Source organism: Flavobacterium paronense (assembly GCF_030409795.1).
GTDB lineage: Bacteria > Bacteroidota > Bacteroidia > Flavobacteriales > Flavobacteriaceae > Flavobacterium > Flavobacterium paronense.
In genome coordinates, this window is the sequence record NZ_JAUFQN010000019.1 from 3,055,054 (window position 1) to 3,076,700 (window position 21,647).

At 34.9% G+C, this 21,647-nt stretch carries 15 protein-coding genes; 13 read left to right on the forward strand and 2 right to left on the reverse strand.

Going from position 1 to position 21,647, the window contains the following annotated elements:
- Positions 1 to 92 precede the first annotated feature (92 nt).
- The 6 genes from gdhA (at position 93) to QWY90_RS14585 (ending at position 9,453) form a co-directional block, all read left to right on the forward strand.
- Entirely contained in the window at positions 93 to 1,436 is a 1,344-nt protein-coding gene (gene gdhA, locus QWY90_RS14560; protein ID WP_290286789.1) for an NADP-specific glutamate dehydrogenase, read from the forward strand.
- Positions 1,437 to 1,558: 122 nt separating this feature from the next.
- Positions 1,559 to 3,841, forward strand: a complete 2,283-nt coding sequence (gene porZ, locus QWY90_RS14565; RefSeq protein ID WP_290286790.1) for a type IX secretion system anionic LPS delivery protein PorZ — start codon at positions 1,559 to 1,561, stop codon at positions 3,839 to 3,841.
- Positions 3,842 to 3,900: 59 nt separating this feature from the next.
- Complete coding sequence (recO, locus tag QWY90_RS14570) at positions 3,901 to 4,614, forward strand: DNA repair protein RecO (RefSeq protein WP_290286791.1); 714 nt, start codon at positions 3,901 to 3,903, stop codon at positions 4,612 to 4,614.
- A gap of 336 nt (positions 4,615 to 4,950) precedes the next feature.
- Complete coding sequence (ileS, locus tag QWY90_RS14575) at positions 4,951 to 8,352, forward strand: isoleucine--tRNA ligase (protein WP_290286792.1); 3,402 nt, start codon at positions 4,951 to 4,953, stop codon at positions 8,350 to 8,352.
- 7 nt (positions 8,353 to 8,359) lie between these two features.
- Positions 8,360 to 8,740, forward strand: coding sequence for a TraR/DksA family transcriptional regulator (locus tag QWY90_RS14580; RefSeq protein ID WP_290286793.1), 381 nt, complete (start codon positions 8,360 to 8,362; stop codon positions 8,738 to 8,740).
- Between the two features lie 89 nt (positions 8,741 to 8,829).
- Complete coding sequence (locus QWY90_RS14585; RefSeq protein WP_290286795.1) at positions 8,830 to 9,453, forward strand: lipoprotein signal peptidase; 624 nt, start codon at positions 8,830 to 8,832, stop codon at positions 9,451 to 9,453.
- Here the strand turns inward: QWY90_RS14585 and QWY90_RS14590 are convergent.
- Both QWY90_RS14590 and QWY90_RS14595 read right to left on the reverse strand, forming a co-directional pair.
- Positions 9,434 to 10,000: a 5-formyltetrahydrofolate cyclo-ligase gene (locus tag QWY90_RS14590; RefSeq protein WP_290286797.1), complete on the reverse strand. Its 567-nt coding sequence runs from the start codon at positions 9,998 to 10,000 to the stop codon at positions 9,434 to 9,436. The two genes, QWY90_RS14585 and QWY90_RS14590, sit on opposite strands and share 20 nt — an antisense overlap.
- Positions 9,993 to 11,231 carry a pyridoxal-dependent decarboxylase gene (locus tag QWY90_RS14595; protein WP_290286799.1) on the reverse strand — a complete coding sequence of 413 codons (1,239 nt, stop codon included), beginning with the start codon at positions 11,229 to 11,231 and terminating at the stop codon, positions 9,993 to 9,995. Before QWY90_RS14595 ends, QWY90_RS14590 begins: the two co-directional genes overlap by 8 nt.
- A 105-nt stretch (positions 11,232 to 11,336) precedes the next feature.
- Between QWY90_RS14595 and uvrC the strand changes: the two genes are divergently transcribed.
- The 7 genes from uvrC to QWY90_RS14630 all read left to right on the forward strand — a co-directional run bounded on the left by uvrC (position 11,337) and on the right by QWY90_RS14630 (position 21,645).
- Positions 11,337 to 13,136 (forward strand): excinuclease ABC subunit UvrC, encoded by a 1,800-nt coding sequence (gene uvrC / locus QWY90_RS14600; protein ID WP_290286801.1) that lies wholly within the window; start codon positions 11,337 to 11,339, stop codon positions 13,134 to 13,136.
- An 8-nt stretch (positions 13,137 to 13,144) separates the two neighbouring features.
- Entirely contained in the window at positions 13,145 to 15,358 is a 2,214-nt protein-coding gene (locus QWY90_RS14605; protein ID WP_290286802.1) for a patatin-like phospholipase family protein, read from the forward strand.
- 82 nt (positions 15,359 to 15,440) lie between these two features.
- Positions 15,441 to 16,919 (forward strand): amino acid permease, encoded by a 1,479-nt coding sequence (locus QWY90_RS14610; RefSeq protein WP_290286803.1) that lies wholly within the window; start codon positions 15,441 to 15,443, stop codon positions 16,917 to 16,919.
- 243 nt (positions 16,920 to 17,162) lie between these two features.
- Entirely contained in the window at positions 17,163 to 18,320 is a 1,158-nt protein-coding gene (locus tag QWY90_RS14615) for a homogentisate 1,2-dioxygenase (protein ID WP_290286804.1), read from the forward strand.
- Between the two features lie 163 nt (positions 18,321 to 18,483).
- Positions 18,484 to 19,644, forward strand: coding sequence for a 4-hydroxyphenylpyruvate dioxygenase (gene hppD, locus QWY90_RS14620; protein WP_290286805.1), 1,161 nt, complete (start codon positions 18,484 to 18,486; stop codon positions 19,642 to 19,644).
- A gap of 292 nt (positions 19,645 to 19,936) precedes the next feature.
- Positions 19,937 to 20,713 carry a DUF3108 domain-containing protein gene (locus QWY90_RS14625; protein ID WP_290286806.1) on the forward strand — a complete coding sequence of 259 codons (777 nt, stop codon included), beginning with the start codon at positions 19,937 to 19,939 and terminating at the stop codon, positions 20,711 to 20,713.
- Positions 20,713 to 21,645 carry a tryptophan 2,3-dioxygenase family protein gene (locus tag QWY90_RS14630; RefSeq protein ID WP_290286807.1) on the forward strand — a complete coding sequence of 311 codons (933 nt, stop codon included), beginning with the start codon at positions 20,713 to 20,715 and terminating at the stop codon, positions 21,643 to 21,645. The genes QWY90_RS14625 and QWY90_RS14630 overlap by 1 nt, the downstream gene beginning before the upstream one ends.
- The last annotated feature ends 2 nt before the right edge of the window (positions 21,646 to 21,647 follow it).

A 21,647-nucleotide genomic window follows, 5' to 3' on the forward strand; every position in this document is an offset into this window, starting at 1 on the left:
TTTAGAAAAAATTATGACCACCGTTTTTAATTAAATGTATATTTGTCCGATTTTACGAAATCGATTTCTTAAAAATATTAATAGTATAATTTATGTCACAAAGTATCAACTTATTTATGGAATTGGTTGCAAAAAGAAATGGTCACGAACCAGAATTTATGCAAGCAGTTATGGAAGTTGCTGAAACAGTAATTCCGTTTATTGAACAAAATAAAAAATACCAAAACAAAATGCTTTTGGAAAGAATGGTAGAACCTGAACGCGTAATCATGTTCCGTGTTTGTTGGATTGATGATGCTGGAAATACACAAGTAAATCGTGGTTACAGAATACAAATGAATTCTGCTATTGGACCTTATAAAGGCGGAATTCGTTTCCATCCTTCTGTAAACCTTAGTATTTTAAAATTCTTAGCTTTCGAACAAACGTTCAAAAACAGCTTAACTACATTACCAATGGGTGGTGGAAAAGGAGGTTCTGATTTTGACCCAAAAGGAAAATCAGATATCGAAATCATGAAATTCTGTCAAGCATTCATGACCGAATTAGCTAAACATATTGGTGCTGATACTGACGTTCCTGCCGGAGATATTGGTGTTGGAGGAAGAGAAGTTGGCTATATGTTTGGTCAATATAAAAGATTAAGAAACGAATTTACCGGAGTTTTAACTGGTAAAGGAATTACTTTCGGAGGTTCTTTAATTCGCCCTGAAGCTACAGGTTACGGCGATGTTTACTTCGCTCAAAACATGTTAGCTACTAAAGGACAAAGTTTTTCTGGAAAAACAGTTGTTGTTTCTGGTTCTGGAAACGTAGCACAATACGCTATCGAAAAAGCAACAGAACTTGGCGGAAAAGTAGTTACAGCATCAGATTCTTCAGGATATATATATGACGCCGATGGAATCACACCTGAAAAATTAGGATATATTATGGAAATTAAAAACGTAAACTATGGAAGAATTTCTGATTACGTGGCTAAATATCCATCTGCAAAATTTGTAGCAGGAAAACGTCCATGGGAAGTTAAATGTGATATTGCGTTACCATGTGCTACACAAAATGAACTAAATGGAGAAGAAGCTAAAGCACTTATTGCAAACGGATGTATCTGTGTTGCCGAAGGTGCCAACATGCCTTCAACTCCGGAAGCAGTTACCGAATTCTTGAAAGCAAAAATTCTTTTCGCTCCAGGCAAAGCATCAAATGCTGGTGGTGTTGCCACTTCAGGTCTTGAAATGTCTCAAAACTCTTTACGTTTAAGTTGGACATCTGAAGAAGTTGACCAACGATTGAAAAACATCATGGCAAACATCCACGAAGCTTGCGTAAAATATGGTACTGATTCAACAGGATATACAGATTATGTTAAAGGAGCAAATATTGCCGGTTTCGTAAAAGTTGCTGATGCCATGCTTGCACAAGGAATAGTATAATTAAAATAAACCAACCAACAAACCCTAAAAATGCCATCAGAAATGATGGCATTTTTTGATTCAAATACAACAATTAGATAATTTTTACGTTTACACTATATTTGTATGCTAATTCTTTTCAGATGAAAAAGTGCTTTTTCGGGGTTTTATTTCTTTTTTTTCAAATATGCTTATCTCAACCATTCCAAAATTGGAAAGGATATTTTTCCTATAATCAAATTAAAGATATTTCGGAATCAAGCAATAAAATTTATGCTGCAGCCGAAAATGCATTGTTTACCAAAAATATAGCTTCCAACGATGTCAATACCATAAATACAATTGATGGTCTTTCGGGACAAACCATTTCGGCTATCTATCATAGCGACACTTTCAACAAAACAATTGTAGGTTATGAAGACGGATTGATGATTGTCATTAATGATGCTGACGGAAGCATGTTAAATGTTGTGGACATCATTAATAAAAACATTCCGGCTAACATTAAAAGACTAAATCATTTTATGGAATACGATGGCATCCTATATATATCCTGTGATTTTGGAATTGTACAATACAAATTGGCAACTTTAGAGTTTGGAGATACTTATTTTATCGGTCCGGCCGGACAAGAAATAAAAGTCTATCAAACCACTATTTTTAACGGAGACATATATGCAGTTACACAATATTACGGAATTAGAAAAGCGGCTATAATAAATCCAAATCTAATTGATTATACACAATGGCAAGTTTTTGATAGCGGTTATTGGAACGGAATAGTGACATTTAATAATCAACTGATAGGAATGAATACTAACCAGAAACTCTATAAACACAATGGTATCTATTTTCAAGAATTTGGCACAATAGGACAACCCGGACTTGATATTCGAGCCACTTCAAATTATATTGTTGTAACTAGTTCAAATCATGTTTTTATTTATAACTCATCATTTACTCAAATAATACATATTCAAAACACACAAATAACTTCAATTCCGGTAACTTTTACTTGTGCTACCGTTGCCAATGAAACGATTTATATTGGAACAAATGAAAACGGAATCGTTTCCTCACCGATTAATTCACCAACTAATTTCGAATTCATCATGCCGAATGGACCCATACGGAATAATATATTTTCGTTAAATAGTTCATCCTCAAACTTATGGGCAGTATATGGAGGATATGACATAACGTACAATCCATATACTTATTTGCCAAGCGGTATAGGCTCATTTGGTATAAGTAGATACAATGAAGCTAATGGTTGGTTAAATATTCCTTATTCAGCTGTATTTGATGCAAATGCTTTAGTTCGCATAGCCATAAATCCAAATGATGAAACACAACTTTACATCGCCTCTTACTTTAGTGGTTTGTTAAAATTAGAAAATGAAAACCCAACAACTTTATTAAACCAAAGCAATAGTGGGTTAGAGGGAGCAACAGGTGATTGTAGAATAAACAGTACAGCATTTGATAAATCAGGAAATTTATGGATGACCAATAGTAGAATTAAAAATGGATTGAAAGTCCTAAAAGCAACAGGAGAATGGCAATCATTTAATATGGAATCCATCTTAACGGATTATGCAAGTAATGATTTTTGTAAAATAGCTATAGATAAAAGCGGTACAAAATGGATTGCCTCTTATAAAAATGGTGTTGTTGCTTTTAACGAAAATACCAATATCTTTAAAAAAATATCAGAAGGAGTTGACTTAGGAAACCTTCCTTCTATTGACGTCCGTGCTATTGCTGTTGATAACCGAAATCAGGTTTGGATAGGAACAAATCGAGGTTTGCGCGTATTGTCAAGTACCGGAAGCTACAATAGTGACGAACAAATGAAGGCTAATGCGATTATTATCTCAGAAAATGGTGTAGGCGCACAATTGATGGGCGAGTCTTTTATAACCGATATTGCCGTGAATGGCTCCAATCAAAAATGGATTTCCACTGCTGATTCTGGTGTTTTTCTATTTTCTTATAACGGACAGGAAACGATCTATCATTTCACAAAAGATAATTCACCCTTACCAAGTAATGTGGTAAATGACATCGACATCAATTCAGTTACTGGCGAAATCTTCTTTGCAACTGATAAAGGAATGGTTTCATTTCAAGGAACCTCTACAAGACCGGCCGATAATTTAGATGCTGTTTATGTATATCCAAATCCAGTTCGCCCCGAATTTGTAGGAACAGTAAAAATCGCCGGATTAATTTCGAAAGCAAATATCAAAATCACCGACATCGAAGGCAATTTAGTCTACGAAACCAAATCCGAAGGCGGAACGGTAGAATGGGATACCAAAGCTTTTGGGAAATACAATGTAGCATCTGGTGTGTATATGATTTTTATCGCTGCTGAAGATGCTTCCGAAACTGCTGTCAAAAAAGTGATGATAATACGATAAAAGTTATAGGTTCTATGTTGAATTAAACTTACAACTTACAACTCACAACCTAAAACCACATGTTAGTTAAAACCAAAGCTATCGTCATTTCTACACTAAAATATCAGGAAAAAAGCTTGATTGTAAAATGCCTTACGCAATCTGATGGTTTAAAAAGTTACTTTGTGCCAAATGCTTTTGCAGCTAAAAAATCCAATCAAAAGATTGCCTATTTTCAGCCGCTTTCCATACTAGAAATAGAAGCCAATCACAAGAATAAAGGAACACTTGAACATTTCAAAGAAATAAAACTCGCACACGCATTTCAAACTATATCCACCGATATTGTCAAAAGCACTATTGTGATTTTTCTCTCCGAAATCATTCATCACAGCATTCACGAAGAAGAAAAAAACGAAAACCTCTTCAACTTTTTGGAATCGGCCTTGCTTTGGCTCGATGCGCATCACGAAATGGCGAATTTCCATCTGATTTTGATGTTGGAAATGTCCAAGTTTTTTGGCTTTTACCCGGATACTTCCGAAAGTGTTTTTAAATTTTTCGATTGTAAAGAAGGCAACTTTTCGAATTTTCAGGGAATCAATTGTCTATCCGAACATGAAACTTTTCTATTCAAAAAACTAATAGATTTAAAATTTGATAGTGACCAGAAAGTCTTTGCAGGTATCGAACGACAAATTCTGTTAAAAATTCTCCTCGAATATTACACCATTCACCTGGATGGCTTCAAAAAACCAAAATCACTAGAGGTTTTAAAAGAGGTTTTTGCTTAAAACAACCCGATTAACAAAATAATCATGTCTCTAAATTTAGAAGTCATAAAACTTCACTTTTCTTTTAGGCTAGTCCATACCGAGTCCATAGCTAGTCCATAGCTAGTCCATAGTTTTATATGTTTTTATGGACTTGGTATGGATTGGGTATTCATTTGCATTGCATTTGCATAGGAATACTATGCCGGAAACCATAGACCGACCCTCTAAAAATCAATAAATATAACTTATGGATAACCAGTTACGGGTTGAGCAAACACAAAAACTTATCACTCATAACACATAACTCACAACTATTTATTACTTTCGCAGACTTGATTAAAGAAAACGACAAAAATGAGTACTAAGTTTACTGAATATAAAGGACTTGATTTGCCAAAAGTGGCTTCAGAGGTTCTTAATTTTTGGAAAGAAAACAACATCTTTGAACAAAGCGTAACGTCTCGAGAAGGCGCTACTCCTTATGTGTTTTTTGAAGGGCCGCCATCAGCCAATGGTTTACCCGGAATTCATCACGTAATGGCGCGTGCCATCAAAGATATTTTCTGTCGTTATAAAACTCAAAAAGGGTTCCAAGTAAAGCGTAAAGCAGGCTGGGATACGCACGGTTTGCCTGTAGAATTAGGTACCGAAAAAGAATTAGGCATCACCAAAGAAGATATCGGGAAAACCATTTCTATAGAAGAATACAACGAAGCGTGTAAACGAACAGTTATGCGTTATACGGATGTTTGGAATGACCTAACCGAAAAAATGGGCTATTGGGTTGATATGGAAGATCCATATGTGACCTACAAATCCAAATACATGGAATCGGTTTGGTGGTTGTTGAAACAGATATACGAGAAAGATTTACTATACAAAGGATATACAATCCAACCCTATTCTCCAAAAGCCGGAACGGGATTATCTTCTCACGAAGTAAACCAACCAGGAAGTTACAGAGATGTTACAGACACAACTGTTGTAGCACAATTCAAGACTTTAGCAAAATCGTTGCCGAGCTTTTTACAAGGTTTTGGTGAAGTTCACATTTTGGCATGGACGACCACGCCTTGGACGTTGCCAAGTAATACAGCGTTAACCGTTGGGCCAAAAATCGATTATGTTTTGGTGGAGACTTTTAATCAATATACTTTCCTTCCTGTTAAAGTTATTTTGGCTAAAAATTTAGTTGGAAAACAATTCGGGAAAGGATTTTTCGCAAGTGAAGAAACATCTGATTTTGAGAATTTCAAGGCTGGTGATAAAAATATTCCATTCAAATTTTTAACTGAATTTAAAGGGGCAGCCTTAGTCGGAATTCGTTACGAGCAATTAATGCCGTTAACGTTACCATATCAAAATCCACAAGACGCGTTTAGAGTAATTTCAGGTGATTTCGTTACAACGGAAGATGGAACTGGAATTGTGCACACTGCGCCAACATTTGGTGCTGATGATGCTAAAGTTGCCAAAGAAGCCAAACCGGAAGTGCCTCCAATGTTGGTTTTGGATGCTAATGGAAATCCAGAGCCGCTAGTAGATTTACAAGGAAAGTTTATTCAAGGTTTAGGCGACTTATCTGGGAAGTATGTAAAGAACGAATATTACGATGCCGGAACTGCACCAGAACGTTCAGCCGATGTAGAAATCGCTATCCAATTAAAAGAAGAAAACAAAGCGTTCAAAGTAGAGAAATACGTTCACAGTTATCCGCATAGTTGGAGAACCGATGAACCCTTATTATATTATCCGTTAGATTCCTGGTTTATCAAAGTAACTGATGTCAAAGACCGAATGTTCGACCTAAACGAAACCATCAACTGGAAGCCAAAAGCAACAGGTGAAGGCCGTTTCGGAAATTGGTTGAAAAACGCCAACGACTGGAATTTATCGCGTTCAAGATATTGGGGAATACCATTGCCAATCTGGAGAACCGAAGACGGAACTGAAGAAGTATTGATTGGTTCAGTAGAAGAACTATACAATGCCATCGAAAAAGCAATCCAATCCGGAGTAGAAACCGTAAATCCGTTCAAAGGTTTTGAAATCGGAAATATGACCGAAGCCAATTATGACTTAGTTGATTTGCATAAAAATGTTGTTGACGCTATTACGTTAGTTTCACCATCAGGAAAACCAATGAAACGCGAAGCTGATTTGATTGATGTTTGGTTCGATTCAGGTGCAATGCCTTATGCTCAATGGCATTATCCATTTGAAAATAAAGATAAGATTGACGAGAATAAAGATTTTCCGGCTGATTTCATAGCGGAAGGTGTTGACCAAACTCGTGGATGGTTCTATACTTTGCACGCTATCGGAACGTTGGTTTTTGATAAAATTGCCTATAAAAATGTAGTTTCCAATGGTTTAGTTCTTGACAAAAACGGACAAAAAATGTCCAAACGTTTAGGAAACGCAGTTGATCCATTTACGACATTAACTGAATACGGTCCAGATGCCACACGTTGGTATATGATTTCAAATGCGAATCCGTGGGACAATTTGAAATTTGATATAGAAGGTGTTGCAGAAGTTCGTCGTAAATTCTTCGGAACATTATATAATACGTATTCGTTCTTTAGTTTATATGCGAATATTGACGGATTTAAATATAATGAAGCAGAAATTCCATTAAACGAAAGACCTGAAATTGACCGTTGGATTTTATCTGAATTGCATACCTTGATAAAAGTGGTTGATGATGCTTACGCCGATTACGAACCAACAAAAGCAGCTCGTGCCATTTCTGATTTCGTTCAGGAGAATTTGAGCAACTGGTACGTTCGTTTGTGCCGAAGAAGATTCTGGAAAGGCGAATACGAAAAAGATAAAATTGCGGCTTACCAAACCTTATACACTTGTTTGATAACGGTAGCAAAACTATCGGCACCAATCGCTCCGTTCTTTATGGACAAACTTTACAGAGACTTAACACAAGCAACACACACAGAGGAATTTGAGTCAGTACATTTGGCGAAATTTCCAGTTTCGGTTGAAAACTTTGTTGATAAATCGCTTGAAAGCAAAATGATGAAAGCACAAACCGTTTCGTCGCTTGTTTTATCCCTTCGAAAAAAGGAAATGATAAAGGTGCGTCAACCGTTGCAAAAGGTTATGATTCCTGTACTTGACGAGAATCAGCGTGCTGAAATTGAGGCAGTTTCTGACCTAATAAAAGCCGAAGTTAATGTTAAAGAAATCGAACTTTTAGACGATGCATCAGGCGTTTTAGTGAAGCAAATTAAACCTAATTTCAAGACACTTGGACCCCGTTTTGGTAAAGACATGGGATTGATTGCCAAAGAGATACAAAGTTTTACAGCAGAACAAATTAATGAATTAGATGCTAAAGGCGAGTTAACGCTTGTTATTTCTGGAAATAAGCTACTTTTAACATCCAACGACGTTGAAATTTCATCACAAGATATTCCGGGTTGGCTGGTAGCAAATGCAAACGGAATTACAGTTGCGTTAGATATTACATTAACTGAAGAATTAGTAAAAGAAGGAATAGCAAGAGAATTGGTAAACCGAATTCAAAACCTTAGAAAAGATAGTGGCTTCGAAGTAACGGATAAAATTAAGGTTCAATTACAAGATAATGATGCACTAGAAAAAGCGGTCAACGCCAATCAAGATTATATCAAATCGGAAACATTAACGGAAAAATTAGTTTTTGTAGCTGATTTAGAAAAAGGAACTGAAATAGAATTCGACAACATAAAAACAAAAATATTAATCTCAAAATAGAATAAAGATGACTGAAGAAAAAATGAGATACTCAGATGCAGATTTAGCAGAGTTCAAAGAAATTATAATAAATAAAATGGAGAAGGCAAAAATTGACTTAGAGTTGATAAAGAGCGCCTATATGAATGACCTAAACAATGGAACTGATGATACATCGCCAACGTTTAAAGCATTTGAAGAAGGTAGTGAAACCATGTCAAAAGAAGCCAACTCGCAGTTAGCTATTCGTCAGGAAAAGTTTCTTCGCGATTTAAAAAATGCACTTTTCCGTGTAGAAAATAAAACATATGGTGTTTGTAAAGTAACCGGAAAGCTAATCTCTAAAGAAAGATTACGCGTTGTTCCTCATGCAACGATGAGTATTGAAGCAAAAAATTTGCAACGATAACACCTTTACTATTACCAAGGTAACGCTCCAAAACGGGGCGTTATTTTTTAGAAAAATAATGCTATTTTTGCGCCATCAAAATCCATAAAATGTCTTTAAGAAATTCCATTTTAATTATTGCTATTGTTTTATTGGTTGACCAATTTGTCAAAATTTATATTAAAACCAACTTTGTTTATGGCGAAGCAGGCCAGATTGACGTTGCCAGTTGGTTTAAAATATTGTTAATTGAAAACGAAGGAATGGCTTGGGGAGCAAAAATTCCGGGAGCTTACGGGAAGTTAATTTTAACTATTTTCAGAATTTTAGCTGTATTCGGAATTGGCTATTGGTTATATGATGCCAGCACAAAACACAGTTCTAATTATTTAATGGTGGCAATTGCCCTCATTTTTGCAGGAGCTGTTGGTAACATCATCGACTCGGTTTTTTACGGTGTTTATTTTGACCACAGTTATAATCAAGTAGCCACATTATTTTCTAAGAATCCTTATGGGACTTGGTTTCACGGAAGAGTGGTTGATATGTTATATTTCCCAATCTGTGAAGGAAATTTTCCAAAATGGTTGCCTGTTTACGGAGGACAACCATTTAAATTTTTCAATGCTATTTTTAACATTGCCGACATGGCGATTTCAACAGGTGTTGGAATTCTGATAGTGTTTAACAAAAAAGCATTTGCTAAAAAAACATCTATAGGAACGAATAGTTAGTTGTTGGTGTAACACAATAGTCTAACCGAATATCGGTTGGTGAAACATCTTCAATAACCTCTTCAGGTTCGAAGAAAGAGAGTCCAATTTTGATAACGTCTTCTCGGCATTTTGATAAAAAGGCATCATAAAATCCTTTGCCATATCCTACTCTATTTCCCAGTTTATCATACGCTAAAAGCGGTATAAAAACCACATCAATTTTAGTGTTCGGAACTTCAATTCCATCAACCGGTTCGTAGATATTATAGTCGTTTTTTTGGAATTTTGTATTGTCAGTCAATAAATAGTTGGTCATTTCCAGCGTTTCAAAATTGCTTTTGGCGACTACAATTTCCTTGTCTTTTCCTGCTAATATTTGGAGAATGAATTCGGTTTCTACTTCCTTTAACTCTTCGATAGTTAGAAATAAATGAAAATAAGTTTTCTCCCAAATATCCAATTGCAAAATTCTATTAGCAATCGCTAAACTCTTGTCTTCAATTTCTTCTTGGGTTAATTGTTGACGAAGTGTTTTATACTTGTTTCTTAATTCTTTTTTAAACATAAATCTGTTTCTTCAATTCCTTTATAAAAGTAGTTAAATGTTCTACTTCTACATGATCCATCAACACAATTTTATACCATTGGTTTTCTTTATCGTGTTGTTGTGGGACTAAATTATATTTTTCAGCCAAAGCTTCAGGAACATATCTAGATTTAATGGTCACAATATTCATAAACGGTTCTCTAAAATATTCAATGTTAAGTTTGTCTAATTCCTTGCATAAAAAAGACGTCCTCATTTGTAAAATGCTTACTTTTTCAAACCAACCATTTGGGCCATATGTAAACAATATCATCCAAACCGAAACCGCATTGGTGCCACTTCTACTTCCACACAAAGTTAAATCCATTCCTTCGACATATGCTGCTTCTGGAGTTAACACATTTTCAATATATCCTTTTCGGCAAATAAAAACTCCTGTTCCATAAGGTGCTTGTAACATTTTGTGCGCATCAATAGTAACAGAACTGATTTTCGGGTTAGTAAAATTAATAGTCGATTCAGCATTATTAAACGGATAGACAAATCCACCATAAGCGCCATCAATATGAAGTTTATAAATCAATTGGTGTTTTTCTAATACTTTTATAAAATCTTCTGGATTGTCAACGGAACCAAACATAGTTGTGCCTAAATTGGAAATTACAATGAAGTATTTTTTCCCTGATAGTTTTGCCGTTTCCACTATTGAATCAAGCGCAATTTTGTCTATAGTTCGGGTATTAAAATCAACGGGAACTTTGAGCCAATCAATCTGCAATAAATTTGCTGCCTTTGGAATAGAATAATGAGTATCAACCGAAGCTAAAATGGCGATTTCACATAACAATGCATCAAAGTTATTAATGAAATAATTTCGAAACATCCATATAGCCTGAATATTGGCTTCTGTTCCGCCAGGCGAAATATAACCATCAAACAAATCGGGTTCTGCTTTAAAAACATCAACTGCTAAAACGTTTAATACTTCTAGTTCAATTTGATGTGTGCCCCGAAACGATTTTTCTGAAGTGCCATAGGTGTGACATCCAATATTGTTTGGATTAGCAACATAGGTTTGCAATATAGGCGCATCTTTTAAAAATGGTACATCTTCACTAAATACTTTACTATCAAGTTTTGAGGCAGGATAGCCTAATGAAATGTCTTTTGAAAAATTCACATTTTCATGTAAAGCAATTTCAATTCTTTTTTTTCGTTCTTCTTGAGTAAGTCTTTCCCAGTATTTCATACCTAAATTTTCACCAAAACTAATCCTTTGACAAAATAAAAAACATGATAAATGTTAGTCCAATGCCTGCTTGCATTTGTAGTGATTTAAATTAACTTTGTTTTTATGGAAAACCCTTCTATCGAACTTCAAATACAAACGCTGCCAGACAATCCTGGAGTGTATCAGTATTATGATAAAGAAGGCAAAATTTTGTATGTTGGCAAAGCTAAAAATCTCAAAAAAAGAGTTGCTTCCTATTTCAACAAACTCCATGACAATGCCAAAACAAATGTATTGGTCAAGAAGATTGTTACCATTAAACACATCGTAGTTTCATCTGAGCAAGACGCACTTTTGTTGGAAAACAATCTGATAAAAAAGCTCCAGCCACGCTATAATGTATTGCTTCGTGATGACAAAACCTATCCTTGGATTTGCATCAAAAAGGAACCCTTTTCCCGAATATTTCCAACGAGAAGAATGATTAAAGACGGCTCGGAATATTTTGGTCCGTACACCAATTTCAAAACCGTAAATACTATTTTAGATTTAATTAAAGAACTGTATCCGCTGCGAACTTGCCACTATGATTTGAGCGAAAACAATATCAAATCACACAAATACAAAGTCTGCTTGGAATATCATATCGGAAATTGTAAAGGGCCGTGTGAAGGTTTTGAAACGTTAGAAAATTATCAAAAACAAGTCGATGCGATTCGTCAAATTCTGAAAGGAAACTTTAAAGACAGCATGCGCGATTTTAAAAAGATGATGCAGGATTTGGCTTCCGAAATGAAATATGAAGCAGCACAAAAAATCAAAGAGAAGATAGATGTGTTGGAAAATTACCAATCACGTTCCACAATTTTAAATCCAAAAATTTCGAATATTGATGTGTTTTCGATTGTTTCCGATGAAGCGATGGCGTATATCAACTTTTTGCAGATAGCGCACGGAGCAATTATCAGATCATTTACTTTGGAACTCAAGAAGAAACTGGACGAAACCGATGAAGAATTATTAGAACTTGCAGTTGTTGAACTTCGCGAACGTTTTAATCTGACATCCAAAGAAATTATTCTGCCTTTTGATTTAGATTTTGGTTCTTCAATAAAAGTTACTGTACCGCAATTAGGCGATAAAAAACAAATTTTAGATCTTTCCGAAAGAAACGCAAAATACCAACGATTAGAACAACTGAAACAAATCCAGATTGTTGACCCAGAACGCCACACCAATAGAATTATGGCGCAAATGCAAAAAGATTTACGCCTTTCGGTAGAACCAAGACATATTGAGTGTTTTGACAACTCAAACATTCAGGGAACGAATCCTGTTTCGGCTTGTGTGGTTTTTAAAGATGGAAAGCCAAGCAAAAAGGACTATCGCCATTTTAATATCAAAACCGTTGAAGGGCCAAATGATTTTGCCTCGATGGAAGAAGTAGTTTATAGAAGATATAAACGGCTTTTGGATGAAAATCAATCATTACCCCAATTAATTATAATTGATGGCGGAAAGGGGCAATTGTCATCCGCATTGAAAAGCATAGATGATTTAGGTTTACGTGGAAAAATAGCTATTATCGGAATTGCCAAACGATTGGAAGAATTGTTTTATCCAGGCGATTCGGTTCCGTTATATTTGGATAAAAAATCGGAAACACTGAAAATTATTCAGCAGTTGCGCAACGAAGCACACCGTTTTGGCATTACACATCATCGCGATAAGCGAAGTAAATCGGCATTAAATTCGACTATAGAACTGATTCCTGGAATTGGCGAAAAGACCATGCTAACGCTATTAAAACATTTTAAAAGTGTTAAAAGATTGAAATTAGCCACAGAAAAAGAAATTTCTGATGTTGTTGGAGTATCAAAAGCCAAAAAAATTTCCGAATTTTACAACATAAGTAATCCCTAAACCGTTTTATGAAAAAAACGATACTTGTTTTTATCGGTATTCTTTTCCTTCAAACTGTTGTTGCCCAAGACACTATTAAAAAATCAAGACCAAGAGTCGGTTTAGTATTAAGTGGTGGTGGCGCCAAAGGGTTTGCTCATATTGGTGTGCTCAAAGTATTGGAACAAGCCGGTGTGAAAATAGATTTTATTGGCGGTACAAGTATGGGAGCCGTTGTTGGCGGGCTGTATGCATCGGGTTATAATGCTACTCAAATAGATTCAATTTTTTATAATACCGATTTTGATCAGTTGCTTCAAGATTATATTCCGCGTTCATCTAAAAGTTTTTATGAAAAGCGTAACGACGAAATGTATGCCATAACGCTTCCTTTCAACAAATTTAAAATCGGGATTCCGATAGCGCTTTCAAAAGGAATGTATAATTATAATTTGTTGTCAAAACTTACTCATAAAGTAAGATACATCAATGATTTCAGCAAACTCCCCATTCCGTTTTTATGTGTTGCTACCGATATAGAAAAAGGCGAACCAGTAATTTTGCGAAACGGATATTTGGCACAAGCTATGTTGGCCAGTTCGGCTTTTCCATCTTTGTTTTCGCCTGTTGAAATAGACGGAAAACTTTTGATTGATGGGGGCGTTGTTAATAATTATCCGGTAGATGAAATTCGGAAAATGGGAGCTGATATTATTATTGGGGTTGATGTTCAGGACGATTTAAAAGACAGAAATTCTTTGAAAGATGCTACCCGAATTTTGGTTCAAATCACGAATCTCGACATGATAAAAGTGATGAAGGACAAAATAAAACTAACCGATATTTATATCAAACCAGACGTTTCAAATTATGGCGTAATTTCTTTTGAAAAAGGACAAGAAATCATTAAAAAAGGTGAAGAAGCAGCACATGGAGTTTATGAGCAACTTAAAAAACTTGCCGATAATGACAAAATATATAAACTAAACGAAGTAAAAGTCAAAAAGGATTTTTTACAAATTAGAAATGTTTCTTTAACCAAATTAGATAATTACACCAGAGCTTACGTATTAGGAAAACTGAATTTTAAAAACGGAAGCAAAATAACCTATGAAGATTTAAAAACAGGTATCAACAACATTAATGCAACCCAAAATTTTAGCAGAATTAGTTATACACTTCAAGGAAATCAAAATGAAGATGACCTAAAATTAAGTTTGACAGAGAATCCGACAAAAACTTTTTTGAAGTTTGGACTTCATTATGATGGCTTGTATAAAAGTGCTATTTTAACTAACATAACTCAGAAAAAATCATTATTTAAAAATGATGTAGCGTCGCTTGATATTGGACTTGGAGATAATATTCGATATAATTTTGATTATTATATTGACAATGGTTTTTATTGGAGTTTTGGGTTTAAATCGCGTTATAATACCTTTAATAAAAATGTAACAACGGATTTTAAAAATGGAGAATTGTTGACTCAATTAGGTTTAAATAGCATAAATATTGACTTTTCAGATATTACAAATCAAGCCTATATGCAAACTGTTTTCATCCAAAAATTTTTAATTGGAGCCGGAATAGAACACAAATATTTAAAAATTGAATCAGAGAATCTAGGACAAATCAATCCGACATTTGAAAAAAGTAGTTATGCAAGTATTTTTGGCTACATGAAATATGACTCTTTTGACAATAAACTGTTTCCAAAAAATGGATGGTTGTTTTGTGGAGACATTCAATCGTATTTGTTTTCGTCTGATTATACTAAAGAATTCCATCGCTATTCCATTGCCAAAGGAGAAATAGGAATAGTTAAATCATTTTATAACAAAGTGACACTTAAAATTCAATCGGATGCTGGATTTTCTATAGGTAAAGAGAGTGTTCACTTTTTTGATTTTGTTCTTGGAGGATACGGTTTTAATACCATAAATAATTTCAAACATTTTTATGGGTATGATTTTTTGAGCATTTCAGCTGATAGTTACATTAAATCATGCTTTACCTTGGATTATGAGATTTATAAAAAAAACCACTTAAATATTGCTGCAAATTATGCTAATGTTGAAGATGATTTATTTAGCAATGGGAATTGGTTATCCAAACCCCAATACACAGGATACGCAATAGGGTATGCATTAGAATCGGTTGTTGGGCCAATAGAAATTAAATATTCTTGGTCACCAGAACTGCACAGAGGATTTACTTATTTTAGTGTTGGCTTTTGGTTTTAAAAAACCAGGAAACATTTTTATATATTTTACACATAAAAAACTATATTTGAAACTATTAAAAATTTAATTAAAAACATACAATATGTCAATTTGGAAAAGAAAACCAATGGCGCTGTTACTTGCCGAAGCGTCAGAATCTGAAAAAGGATTAAAAAGAACATTGACTGCTTGGTCACTTGTTGCCTTGGGAATTGGAGCTATTATTGGAGCTGGATTATTTGTTAGAACAGCAACAGCTGCGGCTCAAAACGCTGGGCCATCTGTTACAATTGGATTTATAGTGGCAGCTGTTGGTTGTGCTTTAGCAGGTTTATGTTACGCCGAATTATCTTCCTCTATTCCAATTTCAGGAAGCGCCTATACTTATACGTATGCCACTATGGGAGAATTATTGGCATGGATTATTGGTTGGGATTTAATTTTAGAATACGCCGTTGGAGCAGCAACCGTAGGAATTGCTTGGAGTGAATATCTCAATAATCTTCTGGTCAACGTGCTCCATGTGAGCCCAATTTCATATGAATGGTGCCATTCACCGTTTCAAACTTCGACAGATGGTGTTAGCGGAATAATGAACATACCAGCATTTTTTATTGTGGCAGTAATTAGTCTATTATTGATAAAAGGAACACAGGAATCTGCTTTTGTAAACGGAATTATAGTCGTTGCTAAAGTAGCTATTGTAATAATGATTATAATTTTTGGATGGCATTTTATTAAGCCAGAAAATCACACGCCTTATATCCCAGCAGCTTCTATCTTTAAGGATGAACATGGGGTTGGTCATAACTTTGGTGGAATTATGGGGATACTCGGTGCCGCCGGAACAGTTTTCTTCGCTTTCATCGGATTTGATGCCGTGAGTACGGCCGCACAGGAAACGATAAACCCAAAACGTAATATGCCTATTGGAATTTTAGGTTCGTTAGCGGTTTGTACTGTTTTGTATATTCTTTTTGCACATGTATTAACGGGTCTTGAATCTGTTGAGTTTTTTAGAAATGGTGGAAAAGAAGCATCAGTTGCAAATGCTATTACATCAGCAATGCCAGGTTATGGTTGGCTGGCTCAATTTGTAACGGTAGCAATCTTGGCAGGTTTTTCTTCAGTAATATTAGTAATGTTATTGGGTCAATCAAGAGTGTTTTACTCAATGGGTAAAGATGGTTTGTTGCCAAGAGCATTTAGCGATGTACACCCAAAATTCAAAACACCATACAAAGCAAATTTAGTAATATTAGTTATTGTTGGCCTTTTCGCAGCCTTTATCCCTGGAGATATTGTTGGAGACATGACTAGTATCGGAACCTTGTTTGCCTTTATTTTAGTTTGTATTTCGGTAATTGTGTTAAGAAAAACAGAGCCAGATATGAAACGCGAATTCAAAACACCTTTTGTTCCTTTGGTTCCAATTCTAGGTATAGTTGTTTGCCTTGCCATGATTTACGGATTAGGTTGGACAAACTGGTTAAGACTTTTTGCTTGGTTAGCAATTGGATTGGTGATTTATTTTGTTTATAGTAAGAAAAACAGCCGCCTTAATAATCAAGATAAAGAATAAATCAGAACAAATTACTTAAAAGGCATTGAAAGGTTGAATTATCAATTTTTCAATGCCTTTTCTCTTTTATAAAAAATCGATAATTATAATTTTTAGCAGTTATATTTTTCCGATATTTGTGTATATGAAAACTACTTGGGAAAACTTGTTAGCACATTTAAAATTTCTGATTAAAAGGAATCCGGAATGATTATATGGTTTATTAAATCGTAAATCTAAAATCATAAATCTAAAATTTAAGTTATGCCATTATATCATAAACTTGGTGATTTTCCACAAAAAAGACACATACAGTTTGAAAAACCAAACGGCGGTTTGTATTATGAACAGCTTTTTGGAACAGAAGGATTTCACGGACATGCTTCCCTTTTATACCATGTTCACAGACCGACGCAAGTCAAGGAAATTACTAAATCATATTCAGTAGAACCAAAAATTGCCATCGGTAAAAACATAAAATCATTATTGCTGAAAGGCTTTGAATTAAAACCCGAAGATGATTTTCTAGACAGTCGAAAAGACATGTTGGTCAATCGCGATTGTATCATTGGATTGGCAGCACCAAAAAAATCATTGACTACTTATTTCTATAAAAATGCCGATGCCGATGAAATGATTTTCATTCACAAAGGGAAAGGAAAACTTCGTACCATGATGGGAAATATCCAATTTGAATATGGAGATTATCTTATTATTCCACGCGGCATGATTTACCAAATAGAATTTGAAAGTTCCGATAACCGTTTGTTTTATGTCGAGTCTTACGCGCCGTTTTATACACCAAAGCGCTATAAAAATGCGTCTGGTCAACACCTAGAGCACTCGCCTTTTTGCGAACGCGATTTCAAATTGCCAACCGAGCTTGAAACACACGATGAAAAAGGAGATTTTTTAATCAAAATCAAAAAAGAAGGGATGATGCACGAGGTTGTTTATGCGACACATCCTTTTGACGTTATTGGTTGGGACGGTTATAATTTTCCATACGGATTTAGCATTCATAATTTTGAACCAATAACAGGTCGTGTTCATCAACCGCCACCCGTTCACCAAACTTTTGAAACAGCAACTTTTGTAGTTTGTTCCTTCGTTCCTAGGTTGTATGACTATCATCCAAAAGCAATTCCGGCACCGTACAATCACAGTAATATCGATAGCGATGAGGTTTTGTATTATGTTGATGGCGATTTCATGTCAAGAAATAATATTGAACAAGGGCATATTACGTTGCATCCAAAAGGAATTCCACACGGACCAGCACCTGGCGCTATGGAAAGAAGCATCGGGCAAACCGTAACACAAGAATTAGCCGTTATGGTTGACACGTTCCGCCCATTAATGGTAACAGAAGAAGCTATGGGATTAGACGACGGACAATACTATAAATCCTGGGTAGAATAATTAGGAGCTGTTTCCCGCTATCCGTTACAATCTTTTTTAAATTGCCACGGGTTTAAACCCGTGGCAATTTAAAAAAGGATTTCCACTGCTATCGGGGCTAAAAAATAAAAATAAACTTCACGACTTGCTAACTATTCGTGCATTCGTGGTAAAGAAATACAATATGAGTAAAGAAATAAAATCCGTTGAATACGGACTAGAAAAAATATTCGAAGGTGCACAGGATTTCCTTCCGCTTTTAGGAACTGATTACGTAGAATTTTACGTCGGAAATGCCAAACAAGCAGCACACTTTTATAAAACAGCATTCGGATTTCAATCGCACGCCTATGCCGGATTAGAAACCGGAATGAAAGACAGAGCTTCTTATGTTTTGAAACAAGACAAAATCCGGTTGGTTTTAACAACGGCTTTAAACAGCAATTCCCCAATAGGTGAACATGTTAAAAAGCACGGAGACGGAGTAAAAGTAGTAGCACTTTGGGTTGAAGATGCCCGTTCGGCTTTTGAAGAAACTACAAAACGTGGCGCCAAAGTATACATGGAACCAACCGTTGAAACTGACGAACACGGTGAAGTAGTTCGAGCCGGAATTTACACTTACGGAGAAACCGTTCACATGTTTGTAGAACGCAAAAATTACAAAGGAGCCTTTTTACCAGGCTACAAAGAATGGAAATCAGATTATAATCCAGCACCAGTTGGCTTGAAATATGTAGACCACATGGTTGGAAATGTAGGGTGGAATGAAATGAACATTTGGGTAAAATGGTATGAAGATGTTATGGGATTTGTAAACTTCCTTTCGTTTGACGATAAGCAAATCACTACCGAATATTCTGCATTGATGAGTAAAGTAATGAGCAACGGTAACGGAAGAATTAAATTTCCAATAAACGAACCAGCCGAAGGGAAAAAACGCTCCCAAATTGAAGAGTATTTAGATTTTTACGAAGGTTCGGGCGTTCAACACATCGCGGTAGCAACCGATGATATCATCAAAACAATTGCTGATATGCGCTCAAGAGGCATTGAATTTTTAAGCACTCCACCACAAGCGTATTATGACGCCATTCCAGAACGCTTGAAAGACCATATGCACAAGTTCAAAGAAGACATCAATGAACTTCAAAAATTAGGCATTATGATTGACGCTGATGACGAAGGTTATTTGCTTCAAATATTTACCAAACCTATCGAAGACAGACCAACCTTGTTCTTCGAAATCATTCAAAGAATGGGAGCCAGAGGTTTTGGTGCAGGTAATTTCAAAGCTTTATTTGAATCTATCGAAAGAGAACAAATGTTGCGAGGAACTTTGTAAAAAACGAAATTCCTTGAATTTAATTTAAAAAAAAACCAACAAAACAGCCATTCTTTATTAATTAATTGTTAAAGTTAATAAATTACTTGCAATTACGCAACAGTTTGAATTACATTTGCACCATCAAAAAAACAAGGAGTGGTTTCCTTATATTTTTGGATAAATTTTCATAATTTATAGTTTTTTGGTTGGTTAATAGCATAAAAACTCAGTCATTAATTTGACTGGGTTTTTTTGTTTTAATACATTTGGAACAGAAATTGTAACGGCAGTTTTAAAAATAAATTAAAACATGAAAAAAGTCCTATTCCTATTGTTGCTTTTTATTACAGTCAGTTTCGATTCTCAAAAACCTGATGCCTATGATTCAGGCGAGTGGTTCAAGTTTAGAATACATTATGGTTTTATCAATGCAGGTTATGCTACGCTCGAAATTAAGGAAGCGGTCAAAGACAATAAAAAAATATACCATGCCATCGGAAAAGGATATACTGTCGGGATGTCACGTTTTTTCTTTAAAGTAGATGATAACTATGAAAGTTATTTTGATAAAATCACAAACAAACCTTACCAATTTGTTCGAAAAATAGACGAAGGTGGTTATACCAAGAATCAAGAAGGTTTTTTTAATCAAAACGATAATAAAGTTTTGGTAAAAGATTATAAAAACAAAACCGAGAAATCAACTTCAGTTACTGAAAATGTTCAAGATATTATTTCAACATTTTATTTTTTGAGAAATCATCCAAATATCGATAAACTAAAAGTAGGAGAATCTATTGTAGTCGATATGTTTTTTGATGATGAGGTATTTAAGTTTAAGTTAAAATTCATAGGAAGGGAAAAATTAAAAACTAAATTTGGAACCGCTCCAACTATGATTTTTAGACCAATAGTTCAATCAGGAAGGGTTTTTAAAGAGGAAGAAAGTTTAACCGTCTGGATTTCTGACGATGAAAATAAAATTCCATTACGAATAAAAGCTAGTTTGGCTGTAGGTTCTATAAAAGCAGATTTAGAGAGTTTTAAAGGATTGAAAAATCCATTTATGGTTAAATTAGAAAATTAATGAATACTAAAACAAATTCAGAAATACTATTAGAGGCATTAGAACAAAAATTTGATGCAATAGACCAAAAAACAGAGACCCATCTCGAAGGGTTGCTTTGGTCAAAACCAATAACCTATTGGGATTATATTCAAACCGATGCTTTACTGAATTTGCAAATACAAAGAACTGTTCTTCCTGATGAAATGGTTTTTATTATGTACCACCAAGTCAATGAATTGTTGTTCAAAATGATACTTTGGGAAATAAATCAACTGTGTCATACCGAAAAACCTGAAACCACTTTTTTCACTGAAAAACTGCGAAGAATAAGTCGGTATTTTGATATGCTTACCACTTCATTTGATATTATGGGTGACGGAATGGAAGTTGAACAATACATGAAATTCAGAAACACATTGACTCCCGCTAGTGGATTTCAAAGTGCGCAATACCGATTTATAGAATTCTCATCAACCGATTTAATTAACCTAATTGATTACCGATTTAGAGCCAACATTGATAGAGAAACTCCCTATTCTCATGCGTTTGAACATTTGTATTGGCAAGCCGCCGGTAAAGATTATCATACCGGAGAAAAATCATTTTTGATTTTAGAATTCGAAAGAAAATATCGTGAAGAATTCCTTCGTTATATGGAAGAATACAATACGATTAATATTTGGCAAAAATTCAAGCAGTTGCCGGAAGCTGATAAAAAAAATAGTGAACTTGTAAAAGCAATGCGTCACTACGATCATACTGTAAATATTACTTGGGTAATGGGACATTTAAATGCCGCTAAAAAATATATTGATAGTGGAAAAGGTTCCGGAGAAGCCACAGGAGGAAGCGATTGGAAAAAATACATGCATCCAAAATACCAAAGAAGAATATTTTTTCCAGAATTGTGGAGCGATGAAGAATTAAAAAACTGGGGCGAAGGGGTATAGGT

Bases quoted from the DNA above. Each gene is read 5' to 3' on its own strand.
- recO (WP_290286791.1), top strand. From the start codon at position 3,901: ATGTTAGTTAAAACCAAAGCTATCGTCATTTCTACACTAAAATATCAG.
- QWY90_RS14610 (WP_290286803.1), top strand. From the start codon at position 15,441: ATGTCAATTTGGAAAAGAAAACCAATGGCGCTGTTACTTGCCGAAGCG.
- uvrC (WP_290286801.1), top strand. From the start codon at position 11,337: ATGGAAAACCCTTCTATCGAACTTCAAATACAAACGCTGCCAGACAAT.
- QWY90_RS14595 (WP_290286799.1), bottom strand. From the start codon at position 11,231: ATGAAATACTGGGAAAGACTTACTCAAGAAGAACGAAAAAAAAGAATT.
- QWY90_RS14590 (WP_290286797.1), bottom strand. From the start codon at position 10,000: ATGTTTAAAAAAGAATTAAGAAACAAGTATAAAACACTTCGTCAACAA.
- QWY90_RS14580 (WP_290286793.1), top strand. From the start codon at position 8,360: ATGACTGAAGAAAAAATGAGATACTCAGATGCAGATTTAGCAGAGTTC.
- hppD (WP_290286805.1), top strand. From the start codon at position 18,484: ATGAGTAAAGAAATAAAATCCGTTGAATACGGACTAGAAAAAATATTC.
- porZ (WP_290286790.1), top strand. From the start codon at position 1,559: ATGAAAAAGTGCTTTTTCGGGGTTTTATTTCTTTTTTTTCAAATATGC.
- ileS (WP_290286792.1), top strand. From the start codon at position 4,951: ATGAGTACTAAGTTTACTGAATATAAAGGACTTGATTTGCCAAAAGTG.
- gdhA (WP_290286789.1), top strand. From the start codon at position 93: ATGTCACAAAGTATCAACTTATTTATGGAATTGGTTGCAAAAAGAAAT.
- QWY90_RS14630 (WP_290286807.1), top strand. From the start codon at position 20,713: ATGAATACTAAAACAAATTCAGAAATACTATTAGAGGCATTAGAACAA.
- QWY90_RS14625 (WP_290286806.1), top strand. From the start codon at position 19,937: ATGAAAAAAGTCCTATTCCTATTGTTGCTTTTTATTACAGTCAGTTTC.
- QWY90_RS14615 (WP_290286804.1), top strand. From the start codon at position 17,163: ATGCCATTATATCATAAACTTGGTGATTTTCCACAAAAAAGACACATA.
- QWY90_RS14605 (WP_290286802.1), top strand. From the start codon at position 13,145: ATGAAAAAAACGATACTTGTTTTTATCGGTATTCTTTTCCTTCAAACT.
- QWY90_RS14585 (WP_290286795.1), top strand. From the start codon at position 8,830: ATGTCTTTAAGAAATTCCATTTTAATTATTGCTATTGTTTTATTGGTT.